This window comes from Rhizobium sp. Root1204, from assembly GCF_001424965.1.
Taxonomy (GTDB): Bacteria; Pseudomonadota; Alphaproteobacteria; order Rhizobiales; family Rhizobiaceae; genus Pararhizobium.
Window position 1 is genome coordinate 160248 of record NZ_LMCZ01000040.1, and the last position, 26006, is coordinate 186253.

Genomic DNA, 26006 nt, shown 5'->3' on the forward strand with positions numbered 1-26006 from the left:
AACTCGCCGAAAGCGGCCAATCCAGACGCAGACCAGAGGAAAATCACTGCCGTCAGGTGGTTTCTGTCTGTTTCTTCTCCTTAGCCAACGCGGCGCGCACCAACGGCGCCACCTTCGTGCCGTAGAGTTCGATGCCGCGCAGGATCTGGTCATGCGGCATCAGGCCGATCGCCATCTGCAGCAGGAAACGGTCATTCTTGAAGATCTTCTGGTGCCGGATGATCTTTTCCGCCACCGTATCTGGGTCCCCGAGGAAGAGATTGCCGTTCGGCCCGATCGACTGGTTGAAATGCGCCCGGCTGGTCGGTCCCCAGCCGCGCTCCCGCCCAATCCGGTTCATGACCTCTGCCTGCGGACCATAGAACTGATCACCGGCCCTTTCATTGGTATCGGCAATGAAACCATGGACATTGATGCTGGTTTTCAGTTTCGACGCATCCTGCCCTGCCCGGCGCGCAGCTTCGCGGTAGAGATCGAACAAAGGTGCATAACGCGCCGGTTCGCCACCGATGATCGCCAGTGCCACCGGCAGGCCGAGGACGCCAGCCCGCGCCACCGATTGCGGCGTGCCGCCAACCGCGGCCCAGACCGGTAGCGGATCGTTGACGGGCCGCGGATAGACACCTCGGCCGTTGATCGGAGCCCGCTTCTCGCCAGACCAAGTGACGACCTCGCCATCGCGGATCGCCAGGAGCAGATCCAGCTTTTCCGAAAACAGCAGATCGTAATCTTCGAGATCATAGCCGAACAGTGGGAAGGATTCGATGAACGAACCCCGCCCCGCCATGATCTCGGCACGACCATTGGAAATCAGGTCGAGCGTTGCAAATTGCTGGAACACCCGGACAGGATCATCCGAACTCAACACGGTGACGGCGCTGGTCAGCTTGATGTTTTTCGTCCGCGCGGCGGCAGCCGCGAGGATCATAGCCGGCGCCGACGCGACATAATCCGATCGGTGATGCTCGCCCAAGCCGAAGACATCGAGCCCGACCTGGTCGGCCAGCTCGATTTCCTCGATCAGATGGCGCACGCGCTCCTCGCCCTCTCTGCCACGCCCCTGTGGTGCCTGCGGATGAACATCGCCGAATGTGTAAAGACCGAGTTCCATGATGTCCTGCCTGTCTGATCAGCCCGATTTGGGGCGAAGCTATTGTTTGGCATCACAAATAGTCACGTATCGGGCGATGGCACAGGCCTTCCGTTGAAACGGTGTGTTTCATGCTGCAGGATAGTTTGCAAAATCCCGGCAAGCCAGAATTATTCGCTCAGGGTCCGCCGCACGGCATCCTTCCAGCCCTTGATCTTGGCCTTCCGTGTTGCCTCGTCCATCTCCGGCTCGAACCGTCGGTCCCTTGCCCAGGACTTGGCGAAATCCTTCTGGTTCGGCCAGACCCCTGCCCGGCTGCCGGCAAGCCAGGCAACGCCGAGCGCCGTTGTTTCCAGAATGGTCGGCCGGTCGACCGGCGCATCGAGCAGATCGGACAGGCGTTGCATCGTCCAGTCGGAGGCAACCATGCCGCCATCGACACGCAGCACGGTTTCTCGGCCGTCGCTCTTCCAGTCCTTGTGCATCGCATCGAGCAGGTCGCGCGTTTGGTAACAAACGGCCTCAAGGGCTGCGCGGGCAAACTCGGCTGGGCCGGTATTGCGCGTCATGCCAAAGATGGCGCCCCGCGCATCGGGATCCCAATGCGGCGCGCCAAGGCCGGTAAAGGCAGGAACGAGATAAACTTCCTGCGAGGGATCAGCACTTGCAGCCAGCGTGCCTGTATCGGGCGCTGCCTTGATCACTTTCAGACCATCCCGCAGCCACTGCACGGCGGCACCGGCAACGAAGATCGAGCCTTCGAGCGCATAGGTGGTTTCGCCGTCAAGGCGGTAGGCGATGGTTGTCAGAAGCCGGTTCTTTGAGCGGACGATGTCCTTGCCGGTGTTCAAAAGTGCAAAGCAGCCAGTGCCATAGGTGGATTTCATCATGCCGGGCTGGAAACAGGCCTGGCCGATGGTTGCGGCCTGCTGATCGCCGGCGACACCGAGGATCGGAATTTCAGCGCCGAAGATAGAAGCGTCCGTCACGCCGAAATCGGCAGCGCAGTCGAGAACCTGCGGCAGCATTGCTTCCGGCACACGCAGAATGTCGAGCAGTTCGCGGTCCCAGTCATTGGTGGCGATGTTGAACATCAGCGTGCGCGAGGCATTGGTCGCGTCGGTGACGAAGGATTTGCCGCCGGTCAACCGCCATATCAGGAAAGTATCGACGGTGCCAAAGCAGAGATCGCCCCGGGAACCACGCGTGCGGGCACCTTTGACGTTGGCCAGCATCCAGGACAACTTCGTGCCGGAAAAATACGGATCGAGCAGCAGGCCGGTCTTCTTGGTGAAGGTCTTCTCCAACCCCTGACGTTTCAGCTTGTCGCAATAGGATGCGGTGCGCCGGTCCTGCCATACGATGGCATTGTGAATCGCTTTGCCGCTGTCGCGCTCCCAGACGACGACGGTCTCGCGCTGATTGGTAATACCGATGGCCGAAAGATCGCTGGCCTGGATACCGGCCTTGCTGATCGCTTCCTTGATTGCCCAGACGACGGTCTCCCAGATCTCCTCCGGGTCATGCTCGACCCAGCCGGATTTCGGAAAATGCTGTTTGAATTCCTTTTGTCCGGAGCCCGCAATTTTCTGGTTCTTGTCGAACACGATCGCACGGCTCGATGTCGTGCCCTGATCGATTGCGAGAACATATCCGGCCATGCTGCCCCTCCCGGCGTTTCTTATCTCCACGGCCCCTCCTCGGAGGCCGCGAGCCATTTCAAAAACTTCAATACGATACAAAAACGAATGTCAAACGAAAACAAAACGCAAATCCAGATGTCCGCGCTCACCTGAAAGACCGGGCGGAAAACGGCAAAAACACAATTGTCAGGGTGCCGGTTTTGGGCATAGTTTCAAGAGTCGAAATGAAAAGAAGAGACAGAATGACACAGTCGTCCGGCAGCATCCGTTTTATCCTGAACGATCGGGAGATTGCGCTCACCACCGTGCAGCCAACCGCGACGCTGCTCGATTTTCTGCGCCTCGAAAAGCGTATGACCGGCACCAAGGAAGGCTGCGCCGAAGGAGATTGCGGCGCCTGCACCGTGTTGGTAGGACGGCTATCGGCCGGTGAACTCGTTTACGAAAGCGTCAATGCCTGCATCCGGTTCACCGGCTCGCTGAACGCCACTCATGTCGTCACCGTCGAACATCTGGCGGCAAAGGATGGAACGCTGCATCCGGTTCAGCAGGCGATGGTTGACTATCACGGATCCCAATGCGGCTTCTGCACGCCCGGTTTCATCATGTCGCTCTATGGCCTCTGGCTATCGAAGGACAATCCAGGCCGGGCCGATATCGAAAAGGCGCTGCAAGGCAATCTCTGTCGATGCACGGGCTACGAGCCGATCGTCAAGGCGGCGGAAGCCGTGGCGAAGGCCAGACCCGATGCCGTGTTCGACCCGATCGTCAAGGCCCGGAACGAGATCATCACCAAGCTGACCGCAATCCGCTCGCCACAAACGATCCGCATGACAAGCGGTGATGCCACTCTGATCGTGCCCGGCACCGCAGCCGATCTTGCCGATACGCTGGCGGATCATCCGCAGGCGACCATCGTTGCCGGGTCCACCGATGTCGGGCTTTGGGTCACCAAGCAGATGCGCGCGCTCAATCCGGTCATTTTCATCAACGGCCTGGAAGATTTGCAGTTCATCCGAGAAACGGCGGATGGCATCCTGATCGGGGCCAGCGTCAGCTATTCCACCGCCTTTTCAGCCATTTCCGCCCGTTATCCCGCCTTTGGCCGCATGCTCGACCGGCTGGGCGGCGAGCAGGTGCGTAACATGGGCACGATCGGCGGTAACGTCGCCAACGGCTCGCCGATCGGCGATACGCCGCCGCCACTGATCGCGCTTGGCGCCAGCGTCAATCTGGGTTCGAAAACCGGGCAGCGAACCGTGCCCCTCGAAGCCTATTTCATCGAATATGGCCGCCAGGATCGTAAACCCGGCGAATTCGTCGAAAGCATTTTCGTGCCGCATTTGCCTGCGGACGATCATTTCGCTGTCTACAAGATCTCCAAACGCCGTGACGAGGATATCTCAGCGCTCTGCGGCGCTTTCCGCCTTTCGCTCAACAGTGACAACACCGTCGCCTCCGCCCGGATCGCCTTCGGCGGCATGGCCGGGACACCAAAGCGGGCCTCCAATGTCGAAAAAGCGTTGGTCGGGAACCTCTGGAACGAGGAAACCGTTAAGACCGCTCAGGCCGCATTTGATGCCGATTACCAGCCTCTGACGGATTGGCGGGCCACGGCCGCCTATCGCATGCTGACGGCGAAGAACCTTCTGTTGCGGTTCTTTTTGGAAACTTCGGGACAAAAGGCGGAACTCGTCCGCTTTGAGGTGACGGCATGAGTGCGGGCGGCGGTTTTCCTCTTCTCCCCAGCGGGGAGAAGTGGCGAGTGGAACGAGGTGATGAGGGGGTCTTGCGGCAAAGTCCAGTTTGTGCGGCTCCCCCTCATCCGGCCCTTCGGGCCACCGTCTCCCCGCTGGGGAGAAGAGAAAGAAGCGAAGGAACCTACTGATGGACAACTCCACCTTCGAGGAACGCAAGACCATCGCCGGTTCCATGCATTCGAATTTGCGCCACGACAGCGCCCACAAGCACGTCTCGGGCACAGCCGACTATATCGACGACATTCCGGAACCGGCAGGTACGCTGCATGGCGCTTTGGGCATGACCGACCGCGCCCATGCCGAGATCGTTTCGATGGACCTGTCCGACGTCGAGGCAACGCCCGGCGTCGTCTGTGTTTTGACCGCAAAAGACATGCCGCATTCCAACGATATCAGCCCCAGCCATCTCGATGACGAGCCGGTGCTGGCCGAAGGTCTGGTGCAATTCCACGGGCAGCCCACATTTGCCGTAATCGCCGAGACACGTGACATTGCCCGAAGGGCTGCCCGCAAGGCAAAAATCATCTATCGCGACCTGCCGCATCACACAGATATTCTCGACGCACTGGAGAACGGCGCCGAGCTTGTCACCAAGCCGCTGACATTGTCGCGGGGCGATGCCGAAGCGGAGCTTGAGCTCTCCCCGCACCGCCTGGCCGGCCGGATGCGGATCGGCGGACAGGAGCATTTCTATCTCGAAAGCCATATCGCCATGGCCATTCCGGGCGAGGACGACGAGATCACCGTCTGGTCGTCCACCCAGCACCCGAGCGAAGTGCAGCATATGGTTGGCCACGTGCTTGGGGTCCCATCCAACGCCGTGACCGTGCAGGTCCGGCGCATGGGCGGCGGTTTTGGCGGCAAGGAGACACAAGGCAACCAGTTTGCGGCACTCGCCGCAGTGGCCGCGAAGAAACTGAAGCGCGCCGTGAAATTCCGGCCGGACCGCGACGAGGACATGACCGCGACCGGCAAGCGGCACGACTTCCTTGTCGATTACGATGTCGGCTTCGATGACGACGGCCGTATCCATGCGGTCAAGGCGAACTATGCCGCCCGCTGCGGTTATTCCTCGGACCTGTCCGGCCCGGTCACCGACCGTGCGCTGTTCCATGCCGACAGTTCCTATTTCTATCCGCATGTAAAACTGACCTCGCAACCCCTAAAGACCCACACCGTCTCCAACACCGCCTATCGCGGGTTCGGCGGGCCGCAGGGCATGGTCGGCGGCGAGCGAATCATCGAGGAGATCGCCTATGCGCTGGGCAAGGACCCGCTCGATATCCGCAAGGTGAATTTCTACGGCGAAAAAGGCTCCGGCCGTGACCTGACGCCCTACCATCAGCAGGTTGAAGACAACATCATCCACCGCATTGTCGCGGAGCTGGAAGAGAGCGCCGATTATCAGGCGCGGCGCAAGGCGGTCATCGACTTCAACAAGACCAGCCGCATCATCCGCAAGGGTATCGCGCTGACACCGGTCAAATTCGGCATTTCTTTCACCATGACCGCCTTCAACCAGGCGGGCGCGCTGGTGCATGTCTATCAGGACGGCTCGATCCACCTGAACCATGGCGGCACCGAAATGGGCCAGGGGCTCTATACCAAGGTGGCGCAGGTTCTGGCCGACAGTTTTCAGGTCGACATCACCAACGTCAAGATCACCGCGACCACCACCGGCAAAGTGCCGAACACGTCGGCAACCGCCGCCTCCTCCGGGTCGGATTTGAACGGCATGGCGGCCTATGATGCCGCCCGGCAGATCAAGGAGCGGCTTGTCGATTTCGCCGCCGAACGCTGGCAGACCGAGCGAGAAAACATCACTTTCGTACCCAATCATGTGAAGATCGGCGATGAGTTGGTGCCCTTCCCAGCCTTCATCAAGCAGGCCTATTTTGCCCGCGTACAACTCTCGGCGGCAGGCTTTTACAAGACACCGAAAATCCACTGGGACCGCAATACCGGCCGTGGGACGCCGTTCTATTATTTCGCCTATGGCGCCTCGGTCTCAGAAGTTTCTATCGATACGCTCACCGGCGAATATATGGTCGACCGGGTCGATGTGCTGCACGATGTCGGCAAGTCGCTCAATCCGGCGATCGATATCGGTCAGGTCGAGGGCGCTTTCGTGCAGGGCATGGGCTGGCTGACGACCGAGGAATTGTGGTGGGATGCCAAGGGGCGACTGCGCACCCACGCGCCATCGACCTACAAGATTCCGCTCGCCTCCGACCGGCCAAAGATCTTCAACGTCAAGCTGGCGGAATGGGCCGAAAATGCCGAGATGACCATCGGCCGCTCGAAAGCTGTCGGCGAGCCGCCATTCATGCTGCCGATCTCGGTTCTCGAAGCCCTGTCGATGGCGGTTGCCAGTGTCGCCGATTACCGCGAATGCCCGCGGCTCGATACACCGGCCACTCCGGAACGCATCCTGATGGCCGTCGAGCGCCTGCGGACAGGAAGAGCATAAAGAGCCTTGAAATGAACTTTGCAATCGACAGCCTCGAAGCGTTCCTTGCGCGCGAATACAAGCTGGTCATCGTCGAGATCAAGCAGACCTTCGGATCGACACCCCGCGAAGCCGGCACGGTCATGCTGGTCTCTCCGGCAGACACGCATGGTACGATCGGCGGCGGCCAGATGGAGCATATGGCGATCGACCATGCACGAGCATTGCTCGCAGGTGTGAATGACCAGTTGGAGATGGACATCCCGCTCGGCCCCGATATCGGCCAATGCTGCGGGGGCCGCGTGGTTCTGACATTCCGGATCGGCGATGACGCCACCCGCGCAGCACTCGACCGGAAACTGAGGCAACGATTGCAGGCCCTGCCGGAGGTCTGGCTGTTCGGGGCCGGCCATGTCGGGCGCGCACTGGCAGACGCACTCCTGCTTTTACCGCTGAAGACCTACGCGGTGGAAACCCGGAAGAATGAACTCGACCTGATGTCGGCCGGTGCCAGCCATCGCCTGGTTGCCATGCCGGAGGCGATCGTCAAGGAGATCGCGCCGGGTTCTGCCGTGGTTATCCTCACACATGATCACGCGCTGGATTTCCTCATTGCCAGGGAAGCACTCGCCCGCGACGACCTTGCTTACGTGGGCATGATCGGCTCCAGGACCAAGCGTGCAACGTTCTCAAACTGGGCGAAGAAGGACGGCCTCGGCGACGAGGCGATCGGCAGGCTCGTCCTGCCCATCGGCGGCAAGGCCGTCAGCGACAAGCGCCCCTCGGTGATCGCTGCCATGACTGCGGCAGAGATTCTCGTCGCGCTGCATGCGCGGTAGCCTCTACGGACGCGGCATGGAGGCACGGATCAGCGCATGTGCGGCCTCGCCCGCTGTTTCCATATAGGAGGGGTCCCGATGCAGGAGGACGACGGCAAAAGAGCCGTCCAGCAGCAGGATCGTCTGCCGGGCAAGCATCCGCGCCTGCGCACCCAATTCCGCCGCCTCGAAGGTGCTGTTCAACCAGTCCTCAACCCGCCGCTTGTGCGCGGCACCGATCTTCATCGCCGGATGACCGGGCATATTGGCAAGCTCGGCCGACGTTCTCAGAAACCCGCAGCCCTTCCAGCGCGGATGCCGGGCTGCAACCGCCAGATTGAAGAAGATACCTCGCACCTTGTCGGCGACATCGCCTTCCGTTTCTGAAAACCATCGCTTGAACAGGGCCAGATTTGGCTGGTCACGCTCTTCCAGATAAGCGGCGATCAGGTCGTCCTTGCTGTCAAAATGGTAGTAAAGCGTGCGCTTGGTCACTCCCGCCTTTTCCGCCACCGCATCGACGCTGACGGCACGGATGCCCTCGCTGTAAAACAGCTTTGAGGCAGCGGAAACAATACGGTCGCGGGTGGGAAGTGCCGATGTGCTCATACTTCAATGTATACCGACCAGTGAATATACACAAGCAATGCTCTCGCCTACGATAAAGCCATCGAAACCGCCGGAGAACGATCATGCTGGAGATGGACGGCTGGCCCGTCGGGATTGTCTGCGCAGACGGCGTCCGGCTTGGCGGCCATGTCTGGAGAGGCACGGGTAACGGCGATTTCGGCAGCGTCATCATCAATCCGGCAACCGGCGTGCTGGCGCGCTACTATCACGCCTATGCGCGGTTTCTTGCCGGTCACGGTTTCACGGTGCTGACCTATGATTATCGCGGCATTGGCCAGTCGCGGCCCGCCACACTGCGCGGCTGCACCTATCGCTGGGCGGATTGGGGTGAACTGGATTTCGTTGCAGCCCTCGCCTTTCTGGACACCCATAGACAGGATGGCCCCAGGCTCGTGGTCGGCCACAGCATCGGCGGGTTCCTGCCCGGCTTTGCGGAAAACGCGCCGCTGGTCGACCGCATGCTCACTGTCGGCGCCCAATATGCCTATTGGCGCGACTATGCCGGAGATCAACGCCTGCGCCTGTTTTTAAAATGGCATCTCGCCATGCCGCTCCTGACGGCGATATGCGGATATTTCCCCGGCAGGATGCTCGGCTGGCTGGAAGACCTTCCGGCAGGGGTGGCGAGAGACTGGAGTTTTCGCCGCGCCCGCATGGAACTTACCCATCGGCGCGAAGACCGGCCGGATATTTTGAGGCGGTTCTCTGCCGTCACCGCCGACATTCTGGCGATCGGAGTGACGGATGATGACATCGGCACCTCGAATGCCATTCGCCGGGCGCTCAAGTATTATGAAAATGCCAGTCCTGCCGAAGCCGCCTTGTCACCGACAGATCTTGGCTTCGACCGCATCGGCCATTTCAGCCTCTTTCACAAACGCCACGCCGCCGGCTTCTGGCTGGATAGCCTACTCTGGCTGCGCGACGGCATCAATCCCTGGCCGGACAAGCCGTTGAAGAGGGCGTCCCCTGCAAACAAATACACGCCGTTCCAGAGCCAATGCTACATTCACGGCAAAGGCATGATGCGACGCTCCCTCCAATCCATCGAAGGAAAACCATGCCCTACGTTCTGATCATCCATGAGGTCGCCGATTACCCCGCCTGGAAGGCAATTTTCGACGCCGCTGCCGGCATCCGCCGCGAGGCCGGTGAGATCGCCTATCAAGTGCTGAAATACGATACCGACCCCAACCGGATCGTCCATTATGCGTTATGGAGTTCACTCGATGCGGCGAGAGCATTTTTCGAGTCCGACCGGTTGGTCGAGATCCGCGCCAAGGCCGGGGTCGAGGCGCCGGAATTCATCTATCTCGAACAATTGGAACGCGGCGAACTGGGCGTACCACGCTGACATCACACCGCCGGACCTTCTGAATATGTCCGGCGGCAAACAGGGTCTATCGCGTCATATCCGAATCCTCACGCGGGTCGCGACCGTCCATGAATCCCAAGTCTCTCTTCATGTATTCGGACATCACTTCGAGATCGAGCCTCGGGTAGCGTGGTTGAAACCCGCAGAGCAGTCTTGCCAGCACGGAGCGCCATCCCTCGCTGCGCTTGCGCGACATTGGTTGATATCTTTCAATTGCTTGGCAATCCATGACGGCACCTGTTGTTTTCGTGAATGTGATTGCAGCATGCGCGCAAACATGCTCCAATTCCAATCGAACAACCGTCAGCATGCATTAAGAGAACTTATCCATGAAAATGTCGAAACAGTTTCCGCTCAATGCGCTTCGCGTGTTCGAAGCGGCGGCAAGGCTGGGCAGCTTCACCAAGGCAGGCGCTGAACTCGGCATGACGCAGACGGCGGTCAGCTATCAGATCAAGCTGATCGAGGAGAATGTCGGCGAGCCGCTGTTCCTGCGGCGGCCACGGCAGATTGTGCTGACCGATGTTGGCGAGCAACTCGCACCACGTGTTACCGAAGCTTTCGAGATGCTGCAGGAAGCGGTGCTATCGGCGCGCGGTGATGTCAACAGCGCCCTGTTGATCAACTCGACGCCAACCTTTGCCTCGCAATGGCTCGCCCGCAACATCGGCAGCTTTCAGCTCGCCCATCCGAACATCGCCGTACGGCTGACCACCACCGACAAGGTGATCGACCTCATCGCGGAATCCACCGACCTTGCCATCCGCGCAGGAACCGGCGTCTGGCCGGGCCTCGACAGCCATCCCCTGATGCCCATCGAGTTCACACCGATGCTGAGCCCGGCGCTTGCCGAAACGGTCGGCGGCATCCAGGAGCCGCGTGACCTTCTGAAACTGCGGATCATCGATGCTGGCGATCCGTGGTGGCGGCTGTGGTTTGCTGCAGCAGGTGTTGACGATCCGGATCTGGAGGGACGGCCGACCAGCCGGCTTGGAGCCCAGAGTTTCGAAGCGCGCGCGGCGATCGCCGGCCAGGGTGTTGCCATCCTGACGCCGGATTTCTACCCGGACGACATCGCGCTCGGCAGGCTCTACCAGCCGTTCGAACTGGTCGGCAACGATGGCCACAACTACTGGGTCGTCTATCCGCATGCACGACGCAACACGCCGAAAATCCGCATGTTTCGCGACTGGATTCTCGGCGAACTCAACCCGCAAGCCAACAGCTTCACCAAATAGCGTCTGACGACCGCATCGCCCTCTTCCCCCGCCGGGCATTTTTGCGCAAGGTGCGCAGAGGAAGCATAAAGGGAACATCAATGTATGAATTTGCCATCGCCTGGGAATGGCTAGCTTTTGCCGTTCGCTGGCTGCATGTGATCACGGCAATCGCCTGGATCGGCTCGTCCTTCTACTTCATCGCGCTTGATCTCGGCCTGGTGAAGCGTGACCATCTGCCCGTTGGTGCTTATGGCGAGGAGTGGCAGGTGCATGGCGGTGGCTTCTATCATATCCAGAAATACCTGGTCGCGCCCGCCACCATGCCGGAGCACTTGACCTGGTTCAAATGGGAAAGCTATGCGACCTGGCTCTCCGGCTTCGCCATGCTCTGTCTGGTCTATTATGGCGGCGCCGATCTCTTCCTGATCGACCGCCATGTGCTGGATATCTCCGCGACCACGGCTATTGCGATCTCGATCGGTTCGCTCGCGATCGGCTGGATTTTCTACGATCTCCTGTGCAAATCGCCGCTCGGCAAGAACACCTGGACGCTGATGGGCATCCTCTATGTGGCGCTCGTCATCATGGCATGGGGATACACGCAGGTGTTCACCGGCCGCGCCGCTTTCCTGCATCTCGGCGCTTTCACCGCGACGATCATGTCGGCCAACGTCTTTTTCATCATCATGCCGAACCAGCGCGTCGTCGTCGCCGACCTGATTGCCGGCCGCACGCCCGATCCGAAATATGGCGTCATCGCCAAGCAGCGTTCGCTGCACAACAATTACCTGACCCTGCCCGTCGTCTTTTTCATGCTGTCGAACCACTATCCGCTGGCCTTTGCCACCGCCTATAATTGGGTAATCGCGGCTCTGGTCTTCCTGATGGGCGTCACCATCCGGCACTGGTTCAATACCACCCATGCCAGAAAGGGACGTCCGACCTGGACATGGATCGTCACGCTGATCATCTTCATCGTCATCATGTGGCTCTCGACAGTGCCAAAAGTGCTGACCGGCGAAGAGAAGGCCGAAGTCTCGCCCGCCTTCCAGCAATTCGCCGCCAATGCCCATTTCCCCGCCGTGAAGGACGCCATTTCGACGCGCTGTTCCATGTGCCACTCGGCCGAACCCGTCTATGAAGGCATCAATCGGGCACCGAAGGGCGTGATGCTCGAAAACGACGCTGAGATTGCCGCCCACGCCCGCGAAATCTATATCCAGGCCGGACGCAGCCATGCGATGCCGCCCGGCAATATCACCGACATGACCAATGACGAACGCAAGCTTGTGACCGCATGGTTTGAAAGCTCGGTTTCGGAAGGCAAGACAGAATGACCGCTACCCTCATCCGTGGACGCACCCTGAGTTTCACCCGCGCTCCTTCGAGCCTGGACGATAGCGCTTCCTATATCTACGAAGCCGATGGCGCTCTGCTAGTCGAGAACGGACTGATCCTTGCCAGCGGCGGCTATGACGCCGTCAAGACGCAGGCGCCCGGCGACGTCACCGAAATCGACCATTGCCCGCATCTGATCATGCCCGGCTTTATCGATACCCACCTGCACTTCCCGCAGATGCAGGTGATCGGCTCCTATGCCGCCAATCTATTGGAATGGCTGAACACCTATACGTTTCCCGAGGAATGCCGCTTCGTCGAGACGGCGCATGCTCAGCGTATTGCCGGAAAATTCTTTGATGAAATGGTCCGCCACGGCACGACGACCGCCGCTGCCTACTGCTCCGTGCACAAGGCTTCCGCCGATGCTTTCTTCGCCGAAGCGCTGAACCGTAACATGCGCATGATCGCGGGCAAGGTGATGATGGACCGCAACGCCCCGCAAGGTCTGCTCGACACGCCCGAAATGGGCTACGACGAAACTCGCGCCGTGATCGAACAATGGCACGGCAAGGGCCGCAACCACGTGGCCATCACGCCGCGTTTCGCCATCACCTCGACACCGGAACAGATGTCGGCCGCGGCAGCCCTAGTGCGCGAATTTCCCGACCTCCACGTCCAGACGCATCTCTCCGAAAACCGCGACGAGATCGATTTCACCTGCGCACTTTATCCGGAGGCCATCGACTATACCGATGTCTATGCCCGCTACGGCTTGCTAGGGCCGAAAACCCTGTTTGGTCACGCCATCCACCTGTCCGAGCGCGAAATGGATGCGATGAGCGAGACCGGCTCGATTGCGGTTCACTGCCCGACCTCGAACCTTTTCCTCGGCTCCGGCTTGTTTCCGCTGAGAAGGCTGATGAACCGGGAGAAGCCCGTGCGCGTCTCCTTCGCCACCGATATCGGCGGCGGTACCAGCTATTCAATGCTGCGCACCATGGACGAGGCCTACAAGATCCAGCAATTGCAGGGCGAGCGGCTGAACCCGCTGGAAAGCGCCTATTTCATGACGCTTGGCAATGCACGGGCGCTGTCGCTGGAAGACAAGATCGGAACGCTGGAGCCTGGAACGGATGCCGACTTCATCGTCCTCAACATGGCGGCAACACCGGCCATGGCGCTGAAGGCGGAGATGGTCAATTCGTTGTCCGACGAATTGTTCCTGCTGCAGACCATGGGTGACGACCGGGCAATCGTCGAGACCTATGTGGCGGGCCTTGCGGCCAAGGCGGATTTGGCCGCTTAGGCCATCTCCTCCACCATCGCCTTGATCTTCACGGCCTTTTCGAAATGGTCGAGCCTGTGCGTCCGGATCCACCATTCGGCCGCTTCCATCAGCAGCTCAGGATCATCATTGCGGTTTGCAAAGAACGCGTAGAAGGACAGCCCGACACCGGGTCCTTTTTCCGCGATCTTGCGATCGCAGACCTCGATGATTTTCTGTCTCAGGCTGGCTCTCATTCAAAAAATCCAATGCGAAAAACGATCTCCTTTTGTGGAGGAGATCGTTTTTTACGCAAGGGCAAAACGCCAGTTTTATTTCCGCCAGGCCGCTACCGTCTGCGGCTTCACGTCGATGTCGCCGAGAATGACGGTACCCGTGGCCGGGCTTGCCCAGGATTCGGTGCCGTAATTGAATGCAAACGTCATGCCGCCACGCTTGCGCAGACGGATGTGGTCGGGCAGCGCCACCGTTTCGAGGCCAGCTTTTGCCGCCAGTTGGGTGAGCGTCTGTTGTAGCAGAGACTGATCAGGCCAGCAGGCAAGATAGTGGTGCCGGCCCTTCACCGACAATGCCGGATCGCCGTTGGTGAAATGCGCAAGAACCTCGCCGTCGGTCTCGATATATTCCCGCCAGCGGATGGCAGCGCCCGAGACGGCCCCGGAGACGGCATCCTCAAGACCGGGACGCAGCGACGAGACCTGCGTAACGCGAATACCCGTCAGCGCGGCAAGCGGACCCGGCGGCAGATTGTCGGGGATGGAAAACTGGCGCGTGCGCGAGCCGGAGCGTGGACCGTAGAGAACGATGCCCTCCGCCGCGGCAAATGCCTGAAATGCTGCCTCCGAGACAATCATCAGCGATGGCACGAGGACCAGCTTGTAGCCGTCGAGCGCCGCACCCGGGGGAACGAAATCGACGTTGAGCCCGAGCTTGCGCACGGCCTCATACCAGCGGAAAGCAAGGTCGTGATACTGGAAGTCCCTGCCCTGCGGCTGAATGACGGTGCTCCAGTAGGTTTCGTAATCATAGACGATCGCGACCGGCGCTTGTTCCGTTGTCGGCAGTTCGCCCATCTCGATGATCTCGCGGCCGGTGACCTCCGCCTCGCGGCCGCCGGCCGACAGTTCGTCCGATCCCGGCAGATTGAGGCCCGCGTGCATCTGTTCCTGCGCAAACGGCGCCTGCCGCCAGCGGAAGTAGCTGACGACTTCGGCACCATGCGCCAACGCCTCCCAGGTCCAGAGCCGCACCATGCCCGGCTTCGGCACCGGGTTCCACGGCGCCCAGTTTACCGGACCCGGCTGCTGCTCCATCACCCAGAAACGGCCACGGCCGACGCCGCGATAAAGGTCGTGATGAAATGGTGCGATGTCGGGATGCGACGTCTCCGCCCAGCGGTTCTTTTCGTCCTGGCTGAACGGAAATTTTTCGACAAAGCCGATCGGATAACTATCCCAGGAGGCGATATCGAGGTTCTCGCCGACCTTCCAATGGTCGAAATCATTGACGAAGCCCATGAAGTTATGGGTGATCCAACGGCCCGGAGAATGCTTGCGGATGATCTCGCACTGCATCGTGTCATAGGCTGCCACCTGCCCCGACTGGAAACGCCAGAAATCGAGCCGCGCCGCCGGATTGGTCTCGGTGACCGTCAGGTTCGGCAGCACGACATCGTCGAAACTGTTGACCTCCATCGACCAGAAGACATTGCCCCAGGCTTCGTTGAGCTGGTCGGTCGACTGGTAACGCAGCCTCAGCCAGCGGCGAAATGCCTTCAGGTCTTCCTGCCCCCAGGATTGCGTCGTGTCGTGGCAGCCGTACTCGTTGTCGGTCTGCCAGCCATCGAGTGCCGGATGCTCGCCGTAGCGTTTGGCGATGATCTCGACGATGCGGGCGCTCTCGCGCCACCAGACTTCCGAGGAAAATGTATAATGCCGGCGCGAACCGAAGCCGCGGACATGACCCTGCTGGTCAACCGGGGCGATCTCCGGATATTCGTCCATCAGCCATTTCGGCGGAGTCGCCGTCGGCGTGCCGAGCACGACTTTCAGACCGGCGGCACCCAGCGTATCCATGGCCCGGTCGAGCCAGTCAAAATCGAACGTGCCGCGCTTTGGCTCCAGCCGCGACCACGCGAATTCGCCAATGCGAACGAAAGAGATACCAAGCTCGCGCATGCGGCGGGCATCCTTTGCCCACCATGCCTCTGGCCAATGTTCCGGATAATAGCAAACGCCCAGCATTACTTCGTCAGATCCCTATTGATGATGGCGACGCCCTCGGCGTCGAAGAGGTGGCAGGCTTTCGGCGGAATGCCGATGCGGAAATCCGTGCCCGGTTTGGCCGTGGCCAGCCCATCGGCCTTGACGGCGATATCGCTGCCATCGGCAAGGCTGACATAGAACATCGTCTCGGAGCCGAGATATTCGGCGAGCCTGAGCTTGGCTGACAGGATGGCGCCGTCCCTGGCATCAGCATCGATATGTTCGGGACGAATACCGAGCGTCACCGGCTGGCCTTCGCTCACCTTTGCATTACCGGCAGGCAACAGAATATCGATGGCACCCGGCAACGTCACCCGGATCTGGTCGCCTGCAGGCGCGGCTGTGGCCCGCAAAAAATTCATCTTCGGCGAGCCGATGAAGCCGGCAACAAAGAGATTCTTCGGTCTATGATACAGTTCGAGCGGCGAGCCGATCTGCTCGATCGATCCGGCACTCAAGACGACGATCTTGTCGGCCATGGTCATGGCCTCCACCTGATCGTGGGTGACGTAGATCATCGTCGCCTTCAGGTCCTGATGCAGCGTGCTGATCTCGGTGCGCATCTGCACGCGCAGTGCCGCGTCGAGGTTCGACAGCGGCTCGTCGAACAGGAAGACTTCCGGGTTGCGGACGATGGCGCGGCCAATGGCGACGCGCTGGCGCTGGCCGCCGGAAAGCTGCGAGGGCTTGCGGGTCAAAAGCGGTTCGAGCTGCAGCATCTTTGCCGCATGCTTGGTGCGTTTTTCGATTTCGCCCTTGTCGTGACCGGTCATGCGTAGGCCGAAACCGATATTGTCGGCAACAGTCATGTGCGGATAGAGCGCATAGGACTGGAAGACCATGGCAACGCCGCGCTCGGACGGGCCGACATGGGTCATGTCCTTGCCGCCGATCTTCAGGTCACCGGCGGAGATGTCTTCCAACCCGGCAATCATACGCAGCAGCGTGGACTTGCCGCAGCCGGACGGGCCGACGAAGACGCAGAACTCGCCATCGGCGATGGTGAGATCCACGCCCTTGATGACGCTGACGGCGCCGAACTGTTTCTTGACATTGTGGAGTGTGACATCAGCCATTGGCCTTGCCTCCCGAAGTACGTTGAAATGTGGAAAAGCAGGACATGGCGATCATCCCTTGGTCGCTCCGAGCGTCAGCCCGGCGATGAAGTGTTTCTGCATCAGGAAGAACATCAGCACCGGCGGCATGGCGGCGACGATCGAGCCGGCCGAGACCAGATGCCAGGCGGCGATCCATTGGCCGTTCAGCGAATAGAGCCCGGCCGTCACCGGCATGGCGTGCTGGCCCTGCACCAGGACCGTCGCCCAAAAATAGTCGTTCCAGATGAAAGTGAACACCAGCACCGAAAGGGCTGCGATGGCCGGTCGCATCAAGGGCAGGACGATATAGCGGAAGATCCGCCACTCGCTGACACCTTCGACACGGGCGGATTCGATCAGCGCGAATGGCAGCGACTTGATGAAGTTGCGCATGAACAGCGTGCAGAAGCCGGTCTGGAAGGCGATGTGGAAAAGCACCAGACCGGAAATGCTGTCGTAGAGCCCCGCTTTCAGCGTCATGTCGCGCACCGGCACCATGAGAATCTGAAATGGAATGAAGTTGCCCGCGACGAACAGGAAGAACAGGATCAGGTTGGCGCGGAACTTGTAGACCGCCAAAGCGAACCCAGAGAGGCAGGCAAGCCCGACCGCGCCGATCACCGTCGGGATCGTCACCTTGAAGGAATTGAGGATGTACCAGCCGATCGGCGAATCCCGGAAGACGGCGGTGTAGTTCTCGATACCGGCAAAGCGCGAGGGTATGCCGAAATAGTTGCCGGCGGCGAGATCGCCGGACGGACGAATCGAGGTGATGGCGACGCCGATCAGCGGCAAGAGCCAGACGATCAGCGCGACCGGCAGGATGATCGTATAGGCGTGGCGCACCCAGGGGGAAGCCTTCTGGACAGGCGTTGGAAACATCAGGCGTTCCTTTCCTGCATCAGCATGCGCACGATAAACATCGTGATGAAGACCATCATGATCATGAACAGAACGACCGCGATCGCCGCGCCGTAACCCATGCGGTAGCCGTATTCGGACAGCGCCTGCTCATACATGTAAAAGGACAACACGCGGCTCGATCCATAGGGGCCGCCATCGGTCATGATCGACACCAGGTCGAAGGAGCGCAGCGCCCCAATGACAGTGACGACGATGGCGATGAAGGTGGCGGGACCAAGTTGCGGCAGGACGATGTTCCAGAGCAGCGACCAGCCCTTGGCGCCGTCCATGCGGGCGGCTTCCACCTGCTCGGGATTGATGTTGTTGAGGCCCGTCAAATAGAGGATCATGCAATAGGCGATCTGTGGCCAGAGGCCAGCGGCGATGATGCCGAGCGTCACGTAACGCTCGTCGGCAAGGATGGCGATGCTTTCGCCGGTCACCGTCTTGATCAGCGCCGAAAGCAGTCCGAAATCCGGGGCATAGAACCAGGTGAAGATCAGGCCGACGACCACCTGGCTGATGACGAACGGAAAGAAGAACAGCGACTTATAGAGCCGGATGCCGGTGACCGTCTGGTTGAGAAACAACGCCACGGCAAGACCGGCCGGAACCGCCAGCAGATAAAGCACCAGCCAGAGGATGTTGTTCTTCAGCGAGGTGTAGAACGCCTCGTCATCGAGAAGCTCGACATAATTGGCAACGCCGATCCAGGTCTTTGCCCCAAGGCCATCCCAGTCGTAGAAACTGATCCAGATGGATTCAAAGATCGGGATGATCACATAGATCGAAAACATGATCATGCCGGGCGCCAGAAACAGCCAGGGCGCGAGGCGCTGCTGGTTGCGTTTCCAGTAACTCGTTGTCGCGGGAACGGTGCTGCTCATCGCGGCCCCTTTTGTTAAAAAAATTTGAGATTAATGAAGGCGCGGCATGCTCGGAGTACTCCCTCACCCTTGTGGGGAGGGGTGGGGCGGGGTTTTCTTCTGTTTAAGAAAAAGAACCCCTCCCCTTCGCTTCGCTCCGACCCTCCCCACAAGGGGGAGGGTTATTCCGAGACCGCCGCTACTTGTAAATCCGCCCGCGTGCCTTTTCGAGGCGTGCAAGGATCGCATCGACACTGTCAGGCTTGACCATGAACTGCTGGAAACCTTCCATACCGGCCTTGGCCATTTCAGCCGGTGCATCACGATCGTAGAACTGGGCCAAGGCGTAGGCGTTGGCCAGCATCTCGAAGCCTGCCTTGAGGAACGGATCGTTCGACTTGGCCGACTGGTTGTTGACCGGAAGCTGGCCGAGAACCTCGTTCATCTTGGTCTGAGCCTCCGGCGTTGCCAGATAGGCGAGGAACTTGCGGGCATCTTCCTTGTTCTTCGCACCCGACGGGATGTGGAAGGATTCGGTCGGTGCATCCTCGGCCATCGGGATGCCGGCGGTGATTTCCGGGAACTGCAGGAAGCCGATCTGGTCTTCCTTCAGCCCGCCATCGACCATCGCAGCAACGGCGAAATTGCCCATCAGATACATCGGCGCCTTGCCCTGGACGAATTGCGGGATGGCATCCTGCCAGTCGATCGCGGCGTGGTTTTCAATGAAATAGCCGGGCTTGACCAGTTCGCCCCACTTTTCGAACACGGCCTTCACCTTCGGATCGGTGTAGGGAACCTTGCCCGCCGTCAGGTCCATGTGGAATTCGTAGCCATTGACGCGCAGGTCGAGATAGTCGAACCAGCCGCCCGTCGGCCAAAGGGCCTTGGTGCCGATTGCAAACGGCGTCATGCCGGCTGCCTTGATCTTTTCGCAAGCGGCTATCAGTTCGGCCCAGGTCTTTGGCGGAGTGATACCCTGCTCGGCGAAGATGTCTTTGCGGTAGTAGATGCCCCACTGATAGTAGGAATAGGGAATGCCCCATTTCTTGCCGTCGATTTCCATTGACTTCACAGCCGATTTCAGCTGGTCGTCCAGCTTGTTTTCGGTCCACAGATCAGTGACATCCTCGAACAGGCCGGCCTTGACGAAGGGGGCCATGCGGTTGCCGGAATACCAGGACACCACGTCGGGCGCGTCCGCCGTCAGGAAGTTGCGGATCGCCGACTTGTAGCCTTCATGGTCGAAATTGTTCCACTTGACCGTGACGTCCGGATGGGCAGCCTTGAACCCTTCGATCAAGGTTTCCATTGCCTTTTTCGGCGCCGGATCGGTCTGGTCGGAATTGACGACGAGTTCGCCTGCGAACGCGGTCGAGACGGTCAGTGCATAGCCGAGCGCGAGCGCGGCTTTAAAAGAATTCATGATATCCTCCCAAGGATCAGCGTGTGGTGCCGTTGCGTCCCGCAGGTCGTCTTGTTCCTCTCTCCCGCATGAACGCCTTGACCTTGCGGCCGAAACCCGCAATCTACTTCCGACATTTCGGCATAGACTTCCGGTTTCCTAACATCAGCAGGATATGAAATGACCCGCCGTCCGAAACTCGTGAACAGGCTCGGAGCGACACCGGTTCATCCGGAACGCGATCCGGCCCATCCGCTGGTGGTGTTTGGCGATCACCGTTTCTGCGCCGGCGACAACATCAATGTGCGGCGCATGGCAGGCCCGCACATGCACAGTCAGATCGAGCTCAATTTCGTGCTGGAAGGCGAGATGACCTACTGGTTCGACGGGCGCGAGCTCAGCGTTTCGGAAGGACGGCTCTGCCTGTTCTGGGGGATGATCCCGCATCAGGTGACGGATATCAAAGACCCGACGCGGTTCATCTGCCTCTATGTGCCGATGTCGGTCTTTCTGGCGCTTCCAAGCCTCAGCCGTTTTCGCGATGCCGTCTTTCGCGGCGCAATGATCGAAGCGCTCGATATCAGGCCCTATGACCGCGACGTCTTCATGCGCTGGCGCGAGGAACTGCTCTCCGGTGACGCGGAGTTGGAGCAGATCGTACGCGAGGAACTCGGCGCGCGCGTGCGCCGTCTCGACCGCGAGGGCTGGCGCGATCTGCGCGAACAGGGCTCGGCCATCGCCTCGTTCGAACATCACGACGCCGACCGGATGTTCCATGTCGAGCGGATGATGCGCTTCATTACCGAACATGCGCTGGAAAACATATCGGCCGAGGATGTCGGAAGGGATGTCGGCCTTCACCCAAATTATGCAATGGGCATCTTCAAGCGCACCGTTGGCGTGACCATCAATCAATCGATCGTCCGCCACCGCCTCGACACGGCGCAATCGCTGCTGATTTCCACCGACCTGCCGATCACCTCGATTGCCTTCGAGGCGGGTTTCGGCTCCCTCTCCCGTTTCTACGAAGCCTTCCATGACCGGTTCGGCACCAAGCCCGGCACATTTCGGCGCCGGCTTGCCAAGCCGCCCAAGGCGCGTGAGGTACATGCGACGGTGAACGGGCAAATTGCTGGCGGCGATTGAGCATCGAGAAAGAGGTAAAATATTTTTACCTCTTCTCGATTCGGCTCTTAACAAGCATTCGCGAAACATGGTATGGCCGGGCAACATCTGTTGAGCTGGAAACCCGCGCCATGGCCAAAATCCTCGAAATCAGTGACCTCAAGGCACTCGCCAAGCGCCGCGTGCCAAAAATGTTCTTTGACTATGCCGACAGCGGCGCATGGACCGAAGGCACGTACCGGGCCAACGAAGAGGATTTCCGCAAGATGAAGCTGCGCCAGCGCGTGCTGGTCGATATGACCAACCGCTCGCTCGAAAGCACGATGATCGGCCAGAAGGTCTCGATGCCGGTGGCCCTGTCTCCGACCGGCCTGACCGGCATGCAGCACGCCGATGGCGAAATGCTGGCGGCGAAGGCGGCCGAGGAATTTGGCGTTCCCTTCACGCTCTCCACGATGAGCATCTGCTCGATCGAGGACGTTGCCTCGGTGACGACAAAGCCTTTCTGGTTTCAGCTCTACGTCATGCGCGACCGGGAATTCGTCAAGAACCTGATCGACCGCGCCAAGGCCGCCAAATGCTCGGCACTGGTCCTGACGCTCGACCTGCAGATTCTCGGCCAGCGTCACAAGGACCTGCGCAACGGCCTGTCAGCCCCGCCGAAATTCACCCCAAAACATATCTGGCAGATGGCGACCCGGCCGCTATGGTGCATGCAGATGCTGGGGACCAAGCGCCGCAGCTTCGGCAACATCGTCGGCCACGCCAAGAACGTCTCCGATCTCTCCTCCCTCTCTTCCTGGACCGCCGAACAGTTCGATCCGCAGCTGTCCTGGGAAAATGTCGAGGAAATCAAGAAAATGTGGGGCGGCCCGCTGATCCTGAAGGGCATTCTCGATGTCGAGGACGCCAAGATGGCGGCGCGCACCGGCGCTGACGCGATCATCGTTTCCAATCACGGCGGCCGCCAGTTGGATGGCGCACCGTCATCGATCAGCATGCTGCCGAAAATCGTCGATGCCGTCGGCCACCAGATCGAGGTCCATGTCGATGGCGGCATCCGTTCCGGCCAGGATGTACTGAAGGCTATCGCCTTGGGCGCAAAGGGCACCTATATCGGCCGCCCGTTCCTCTATGGCCTCGGCGCCGGCGGCAAGGCCGGTGTCACCACCACGCTCGATATCATCCGCAAGGAACTCGACATCACCATGGCGCTCTGCGGCAAGCGTGATATCCGTGATATCAACCGGGACGTGATTGCCGAATAGGCTCAGCTACCCCGGTATGTCGAATAGCTGAACGGCGAAAGCAGCAGCGGCACATGGTAGTGGCTGGCCGCATCGGCAATGCCGAAGCGCAGCGGAATGAGATCGAGGAAGGCTGGCTCTGCCAAGACAGCACCAGTCCCACGCAGATAGTCACCCGCGTGGAACAGCAACTCATAAGTACCGGCCACAAAGGCGTCGCCCTCAAGCACCGGGCCATCGACCCGGCCGTCACTGTTGGTTTCGACAGTGCGCAGCAGACGGCGACCGTCACCCTCGATCAGGAAGAGGTCGATCTTCAAGCCTCTGGCCGGTTTACCGAGCGCGGTATCGAGGACATGGGTGGTCAGGCGGCCGGACATGCTCATGGGAACCTCGTGCGTCAGAAGGGATTGGCGATGACGAAGGGCTCGTCGTAGAAAACCTCTTCGAGATTGTTACCCGGACCATCACGATCGACAACCAGGAAATCGCTGACCGCGCCGACAGCCATCAGCGGATGATGCCAGACATTGCGGCCATAGTTGACGCCTTGCGCGCCGGTGGCCAGAAAGACCCGCGGTAATCCAGGCTTTCCACCATCATCCGGCGCCACGACCGCAAGCCACGAACCGCCACTGATCGGCGAGAAGCTTTGGGAGCCCAGCGGATGGCGCTCCATCATCATCACACTGTAGGGAAAGCTGCGCGGCTGGCCGCGAAAGATATTGATGATGACGCGGGCATCGTCACCGGCCACATCGGCACGTCCAAGCGCATGAAACCGCTCGGTCGATCCACCGTTGATAAGCCGCATCGTTTCCGGATCAGCCTCAATAACAGTGCCAAAAGGCGCGAATGCCGCTTGGGTCAGCGGCTCGATCGTCAGAATATGTGGCATCAGATCGTCAATGCCGCCGTGAAATGGCATGGCGGGTTCGTCTTAGGCATTGTCTTCTCCCGGAAGCAGTGAACGCAAACGCAAAAGCGCGATCTTCTCGACCTGCGCAGATGCCGTTTCAAATTCCTCTTCCTGGCTATTGTCAATCCGCCTTTCGAAGGCAGACAGAATATCGTCCTTGTTCAGCCCCTTGACGGCGATGATGAAAGGAAAGCCGAATTTCTCCGTATAGGCGGTATTCAACCCGGTAAACCGCGCATGTTCGGAGGCACTAAGGCGATCAAGCCCTGCCCCAGCCTGCTCCGCCTTGGAATCCTCGGTCAGCCCACCGGCAATGGCGAGTTTACCAGCAAGATCCGGATGAGCGCGGAGAACCGCCAGCCGCTCGGCATGCGAGGCCGCACGGAACGGCGCAACCAGCGCCTCATGCACATCGTCAGACGTCAGCGAAATATCCGGTACCGTGTCGAAAGCACGCTCGGCGACCCAAGGAGAATGCTCGAATACGCCGCCAAACCGCGCGACAAACTCGTCCCGCGCCAGCATCACAGGCCACCTTCCGGCTTGTGATGCTCATGCCAGTGCCGGGCGATGTCGATGCGCTTCGGCGTCCAGACCTTTTCGTGGCTTAGAACGTAATCGACGAACCGGGCAAGCGCCGCGGCCCGACCTGGCCGGCCGACGAGACGGCAGTGCAGACCGACATTCATCATCTTCGGGCTGCCTTCCTTACCTTCCGCATAGAGCACGTCGAACGTGTCCTTCAGATAGGCAAAGAACTGGTCGCCGGAATTGAAGCCCTGCGGCGTCGCAAACCGCATGTCGTTAGCATCGAGCGTATACGGAATGATCAGATGCGGCTTGTCCTTGGTCAGGCCCGGCACCCAATAGGGTAGTTCGTCGGCATAGCTGTCAGAGGAATAGACGAAGCCGCCCTCTTCGATCACCAGCTTCAATGTATTGTCTGAAGGCTTGCCCTGATACATGCCAAGCGGGTGCGATCCCGTCAGTTCGGTGTGAAGGCGCACGGCCTCGCGGATATGCTTGCGTTCCTCGTCTTCGGAAAAATCCTTGTACTCCAGCCAGCGATAGCCGTGGCTGGCGATTTCCCAACCCGCTTCCTTCATGGCGGCAACCGCCTCCGGATTGCGCGCCATGGCCAGCGTCACGCCGTAAACGGTGACATCGACATTGCGGCTGGTAAACATCCGCCACAGCCGCCAGAAACCGGCACGCGCGCCATACTCGTAGATCGATTCCATATTGAGGTTGCGCTGGCCGGCCCAGGGCTGTGCGCCGACGATTTCCGACAGCAGCGATTCGGATGCCTTGTCGCTGTCAAGAATGCAGCTCTCGCCCCCCTCTTCATAGTTGACCACGAATTGCACGGCGATGCGCGCATCGCCCGGCCAGCGAACTTGCGGAGGATTGCGGCCATAGCCGACGAGATCGCGTGGATAGGATTGGTCTGTCATGAAATCACCCTTCGAATTTGCCGGAACGGTATCATCCGGGACCGGAAAATCGAAGTCAAAATGGTGACCGGTAACGCTCTGTCCAAAGCTTGCAGAGGCTGGAGCTTTAACAGTCAGAACGGCATCTGCGGCTCAGCAGCTCGCCTGCAGCAAGCGGGCAGCCACAGCCGCCCTTGATTCGGAAATGCGCGGCACAGTGATCAATGCCGAGGCACTGGCTTTTGCGCAAGCAGCAGCGGGCCGGTGCGCCGAAAGCTTGCCGAGCGGATGCTGCGAATGGACCCGCAACGGCGCGCCGGGTTCCTGCTCGACGAACAGGGCAAGGCTGGAAATTTTCAACGGATCAGCGATCACCGGCTCGAAGAAATCGCGCAAGGCGGTTTCGAAGCGGGCGTTGAGTTTGGAATTTACCGGCCCCGTCAACATCATATGAAAACGGAATTCATCCATCACATAGGGATAGCCCCAGCGGTGGAGATTGGAGAACTGCGGGGCCGTCAACCGGTCCGGATCCCGCCGCTCGATCTCGATATCGCTCAAGGGTGCGCGAAATTCATCGAAGACCTGAACCACGGAAGCTGCGAGATGGTTCATCTGCTCGCAGGGGACCGAGGGTGCGAGCCCGAAAAACTCGCCGAGCCGTGCGATTTCCATTCGCGGAATCTCAAACGGCGTCATGGTGCTGGCAAAATGCATCAGCGCCTTCAAGAGTGCCGATTCGCTGGTATCGTCATGCAGGCGGAAGGGGGCCTTGATCGTCCCGTGAAATCCGTAGCGGCGCGGCACGGCGGTGTGAAACGCCAGCTCCTGCCGGCTGAAACCGGCGATAGAGGGCGCCTCGGGCGCTTCGCCGGAATAGACGTTGCGGCCAAGCCAGCTTGCCGCGGCGACCGACAGGGGATCGTACATCGACGGCGTAAAATAGATGGCGTACCGCATCGGCCCCGCTCCGTTGAAACTTGTTCTGGAGCCGGGGTTAAGTGATTTGCATGACACAATGACGAATGGCGGCGGCCAATACAAACTTACGATCTATCCCTGCAAAAATGAATGGCTGCCCGGAAATACCGGTTTCTGAACGGAACCAACTGGCATTTGCTTCGTTTTCCAAGCGA

Annotated in this window: 24 protein-coding genes; 10 read left to right on the top strand and 14 right to left on the bottom strand. The window is 59.9% G+C overall.

All coding sequences use genetic code 11. The annotated features are described in order from the left end of the window. Positions 1 to 52 precede the first annotated feature (52 nt). Positions 53 to 1111, bottom strand: coding sequence for an LLM class flavin-dependent oxidoreductase (locus ASC96_RS25145; protein ID WP_060505801.1), 1059 nt, complete (start codon positions 1109 to 1111; stop codon positions 53 to 55). A gap of 149 nt (positions 1112 to 1260) precedes the next feature. Next, on the bottom strand, positions 1261 to 2751 hold the full coding sequence (gene glpK / locus ASC96_RS25150) for a glycerol kinase GlpK (protein WP_060505802.1): 1491 nt from the start codon (positions 2749 to 2751) through the stop codon (positions 1261 to 1263). 224 nt (positions 2752 to 2975) lie between these two features. Here glpK and xdhA point away from each other — a divergent pair, with 224 nt between their 5' ends. The 3 genes from xdhA (at position 2976) to xdhC (ending at position 7781) form a co-directional block, all read left to right on the top strand. After that, the gene (gene xdhA, locus ASC96_RS25155; protein WP_060505803.1) at positions 2976 to 4451 is read left to right on the top strand and encodes a xanthine dehydrogenase small subunit; all 1476 of its coding nucleotides are present in this window, start codon (positions 2976 to 2978) and stop codon (positions 4449 to 4451) included. Between the two features lie 169 nt (positions 4452 to 4620). After that, entirely contained in the window at positions 4621 to 6963 is a 2343-nt protein-coding gene (gene xdhB / locus ASC96_RS25160) for a xanthine dehydrogenase molybdopterin binding subunit (protein ID WP_060505804.1), read from the top strand. 11 nt (positions 6964 to 6974) lie between these two features. Next, entirely contained in the window at positions 6975 to 7781 is an 807-nt protein-coding gene (gene xdhC, locus ASC96_RS25165) for a xanthine dehydrogenase accessory protein XdhC (RefSeq protein WP_060505805.1), read from the top strand. A gap of 3 nt (positions 7782 to 7784) precedes the next feature. Here xdhC and ASC96_RS25170 read toward each other — a convergent pair whose 3' ends face one another. Then, on the bottom strand, positions 7785 to 8369 hold the full coding sequence (locus tag ASC96_RS25170) for a TetR/AcrR family transcriptional regulator (protein ID WP_060505806.1): 585 nt from the start codon (positions 8367 to 8369) through the stop codon (positions 7785 to 7787). Between the two features lie 83 nt (positions 8370 to 8452). Between ASC96_RS25170 and ASC96_RS25175 the strand changes: the two genes are divergently transcribed. The 5 genes from ASC96_RS25175 to guaD all read left to right on the top strand — a co-directional run bounded on the left by ASC96_RS25175 (position 8453) and on the right by guaD (position 13632). Further along, positions 8453 to 9466: an alpha/beta fold hydrolase gene (locus tag ASC96_RS25175; protein ID WP_082512262.1), complete on the top strand. Its 1014-nt coding sequence runs from the start codon at positions 8453 to 8455 to the stop codon at positions 9464 to 9466. Next, positions 9451 to 9744 carry an antibiotic biosynthesis monooxygenase gene (locus ASC96_RS25180; RefSeq protein ID WP_060505807.1) on the top strand — a complete coding sequence of 98 codons (294 nt, stop codon included), beginning with the start codon at positions 9451 to 9453 and terminating at the stop codon, positions 9742 to 9744. Before ASC96_RS25175 ends, ASC96_RS25180 begins: the two co-directional genes overlap by 16 nt. 350 nt (positions 9745 to 10094) lie before the next feature. Continuing rightward, complete coding sequence (locus ASC96_RS25190) at positions 10095 to 11003, top strand: LysR substrate-binding domain-containing protein (protein WP_060505809.1); 909 nt, start codon at positions 10095 to 10097, stop codon at positions 11001 to 11003. An 80-nt stretch (positions 11004 to 11083) separates the two neighbouring features. Continuing rightward, positions 11084 to 12322, top strand: coding sequence for a urate hydroxylase PuuD (gene puuD, locus ASC96_RS25195; protein WP_060505810.1), 1239 nt, complete (start codon positions 11084 to 11086; stop codon positions 12320 to 12322). Continuing rightward, the gene (guaD, locus tag ASC96_RS25200) at positions 12319 to 13632 is read left to right on the top strand and encodes a guanine deaminase (protein WP_060505811.1); all 1314 of its coding nucleotides are present in this window, start codon (positions 12319 to 12321) and stop codon (positions 13630 to 13632) included. The genes puuD and guaD overlap by 4 nt, the downstream gene beginning before the upstream one ends. Here the strand turns inward: guaD and ASC96_RS25205 are convergent. The 6 genes from ASC96_RS25205 to ASC96_RS25230 all read right to left on the bottom strand — a co-directional run bounded on the left by ASC96_RS25205 (position 13629) and on the right by ASC96_RS25230 (position 20167). Then, a complete protein-coding gene (locus ASC96_RS25205) occupies positions 13629 to 13847 on the bottom strand; it encodes a DUF6500 family protein (protein WP_060505812.1) in 219 nt (72 codons plus the stop codon). The genes guaD and ASC96_RS25205 overlap by 4 nt on opposite strands. A 75-nt stretch (positions 13848 to 13922) precedes the next feature. Continuing rightward, positions 13923 to 15854 carry a beta-galactosidase gene (locus tag ASC96_RS25210; RefSeq protein WP_060505813.1) on the bottom strand — a complete coding sequence of 644 codons (1932 nt, stop codon included), beginning with the start codon at positions 15852 to 15854 and terminating at the stop codon, positions 13923 to 13925. Next, complete coding sequence (ugpC, locus tag ASC96_RS25215) at positions 15854 to 16951, bottom strand: sn-glycerol-3-phosphate ABC transporter ATP-binding protein UgpC (RefSeq protein WP_060505814.1); 1098 nt, start codon at positions 16949 to 16951, stop codon at positions 15854 to 15856. The genes ASC96_RS25210 and ugpC overlap by 1 nt, the downstream gene beginning before the upstream one ends. Before the next feature lie 51 nt (positions 16952 to 17002). Next, positions 17003 to 17854: a carbohydrate ABC transporter permease gene (locus tag ASC96_RS25220; RefSeq protein ID WP_060505815.1), complete on the bottom strand. Its 852-nt coding sequence runs from the start codon at positions 17852 to 17854 to the stop codon at positions 17003 to 17005. Then, on the bottom strand, positions 17854 to 18762 hold the full coding sequence (locus tag ASC96_RS25225) for a sugar ABC transporter permease (protein ID WP_060505816.1): 909 nt from the start codon (positions 18760 to 18762) through the stop codon (positions 17854 to 17856). Before ASC96_RS25225 ends, ASC96_RS25220 begins: the two co-directional genes overlap by 1 nt. 178 nt (positions 18763 to 18940) lie before the next feature. Further along, positions 18941 to 20167, bottom strand: coding sequence for an extracellular solute-binding protein (locus ASC96_RS25230; protein WP_060505817.1), 1227 nt, complete (start codon positions 20165 to 20167; stop codon positions 18941 to 18943). A 159-nt stretch (positions 20168 to 20326) separates the two neighbouring features. Here ASC96_RS25230 and ASC96_RS25235 point away from each other — a divergent pair, with 159 nt between their 5' ends. Then, positions 20327 to 21292, top strand: a complete 966-nt coding sequence (locus ASC96_RS25235; protein ID WP_060505818.1) for a helix-turn-helix domain-containing protein — start codon at positions 20327 to 20329, stop codon at positions 21290 to 21292. Between the two features lie 110 nt (positions 21293 to 21402). Further along, positions 21403 to 22539, top strand: coding sequence for an alpha-hydroxy acid oxidase (locus ASC96_RS25240; protein WP_060505819.1), 1137 nt, complete (start codon positions 21403 to 21405; stop codon positions 22537 to 22539). Positions 22540 to 22541: 2 nt separating this feature from the next. On the opposite strand, the gene uraH is transcribed toward ASC96_RS25240, so the two are convergent. The 5 genes from uraH to ASC96_RS25265 form a co-directional block, all read right to left on the bottom strand. Continuing rightward, complete coding sequence (gene uraH, locus ASC96_RS25245) at positions 22542 to 22898, bottom strand: hydroxyisourate hydrolase (protein ID WP_060506064.1); 357 nt, start codon at positions 22896 to 22898, stop codon at positions 22542 to 22544. 20 nt (positions 22899 to 22918) lie between these two features. Next, positions 22919 to 23416 (bottom strand): ureidoglycolate lyase, encoded by a 498-nt coding sequence (locus ASC96_RS25250; protein WP_060506065.1) that lies wholly within the window; start codon positions 23414 to 23416, stop codon positions 22919 to 22921. Positions 23417 to 23458: 42 nt separating this feature from the next. Then, complete coding sequence (gene uraD / locus ASC96_RS25255; RefSeq protein WP_060505820.1) at positions 23459 to 23962, bottom strand: 2-oxo-4-hydroxy-4-carboxy-5-ureidoimidazoline decarboxylase; 504 nt, start codon at positions 23960 to 23962, stop codon at positions 23459 to 23461. After that, the gene (puuE, locus tag ASC96_RS25260) at positions 23962 to 24891 is read right to left on the bottom strand and encodes an allantoinase PuuE (protein ID WP_060505821.1); all 930 of its coding nucleotides are present in this window, start codon (positions 24889 to 24891) and stop codon (positions 23962 to 23964) included. Before puuE ends, uraD begins: the two co-directional genes overlap by 1 nt. Before the next feature lie 132 nt (positions 24892 to 25023). Then, positions 25024 to 25830: a DUF1045 domain-containing protein gene (locus ASC96_RS25265; RefSeq protein WP_060505822.1), complete on the bottom strand. Its 807-nt coding sequence runs from the start codon at positions 25828 to 25830 to the stop codon at positions 25024 to 25026. Positions 25831 to 26006: the final 176 nt, after the last annotated feature.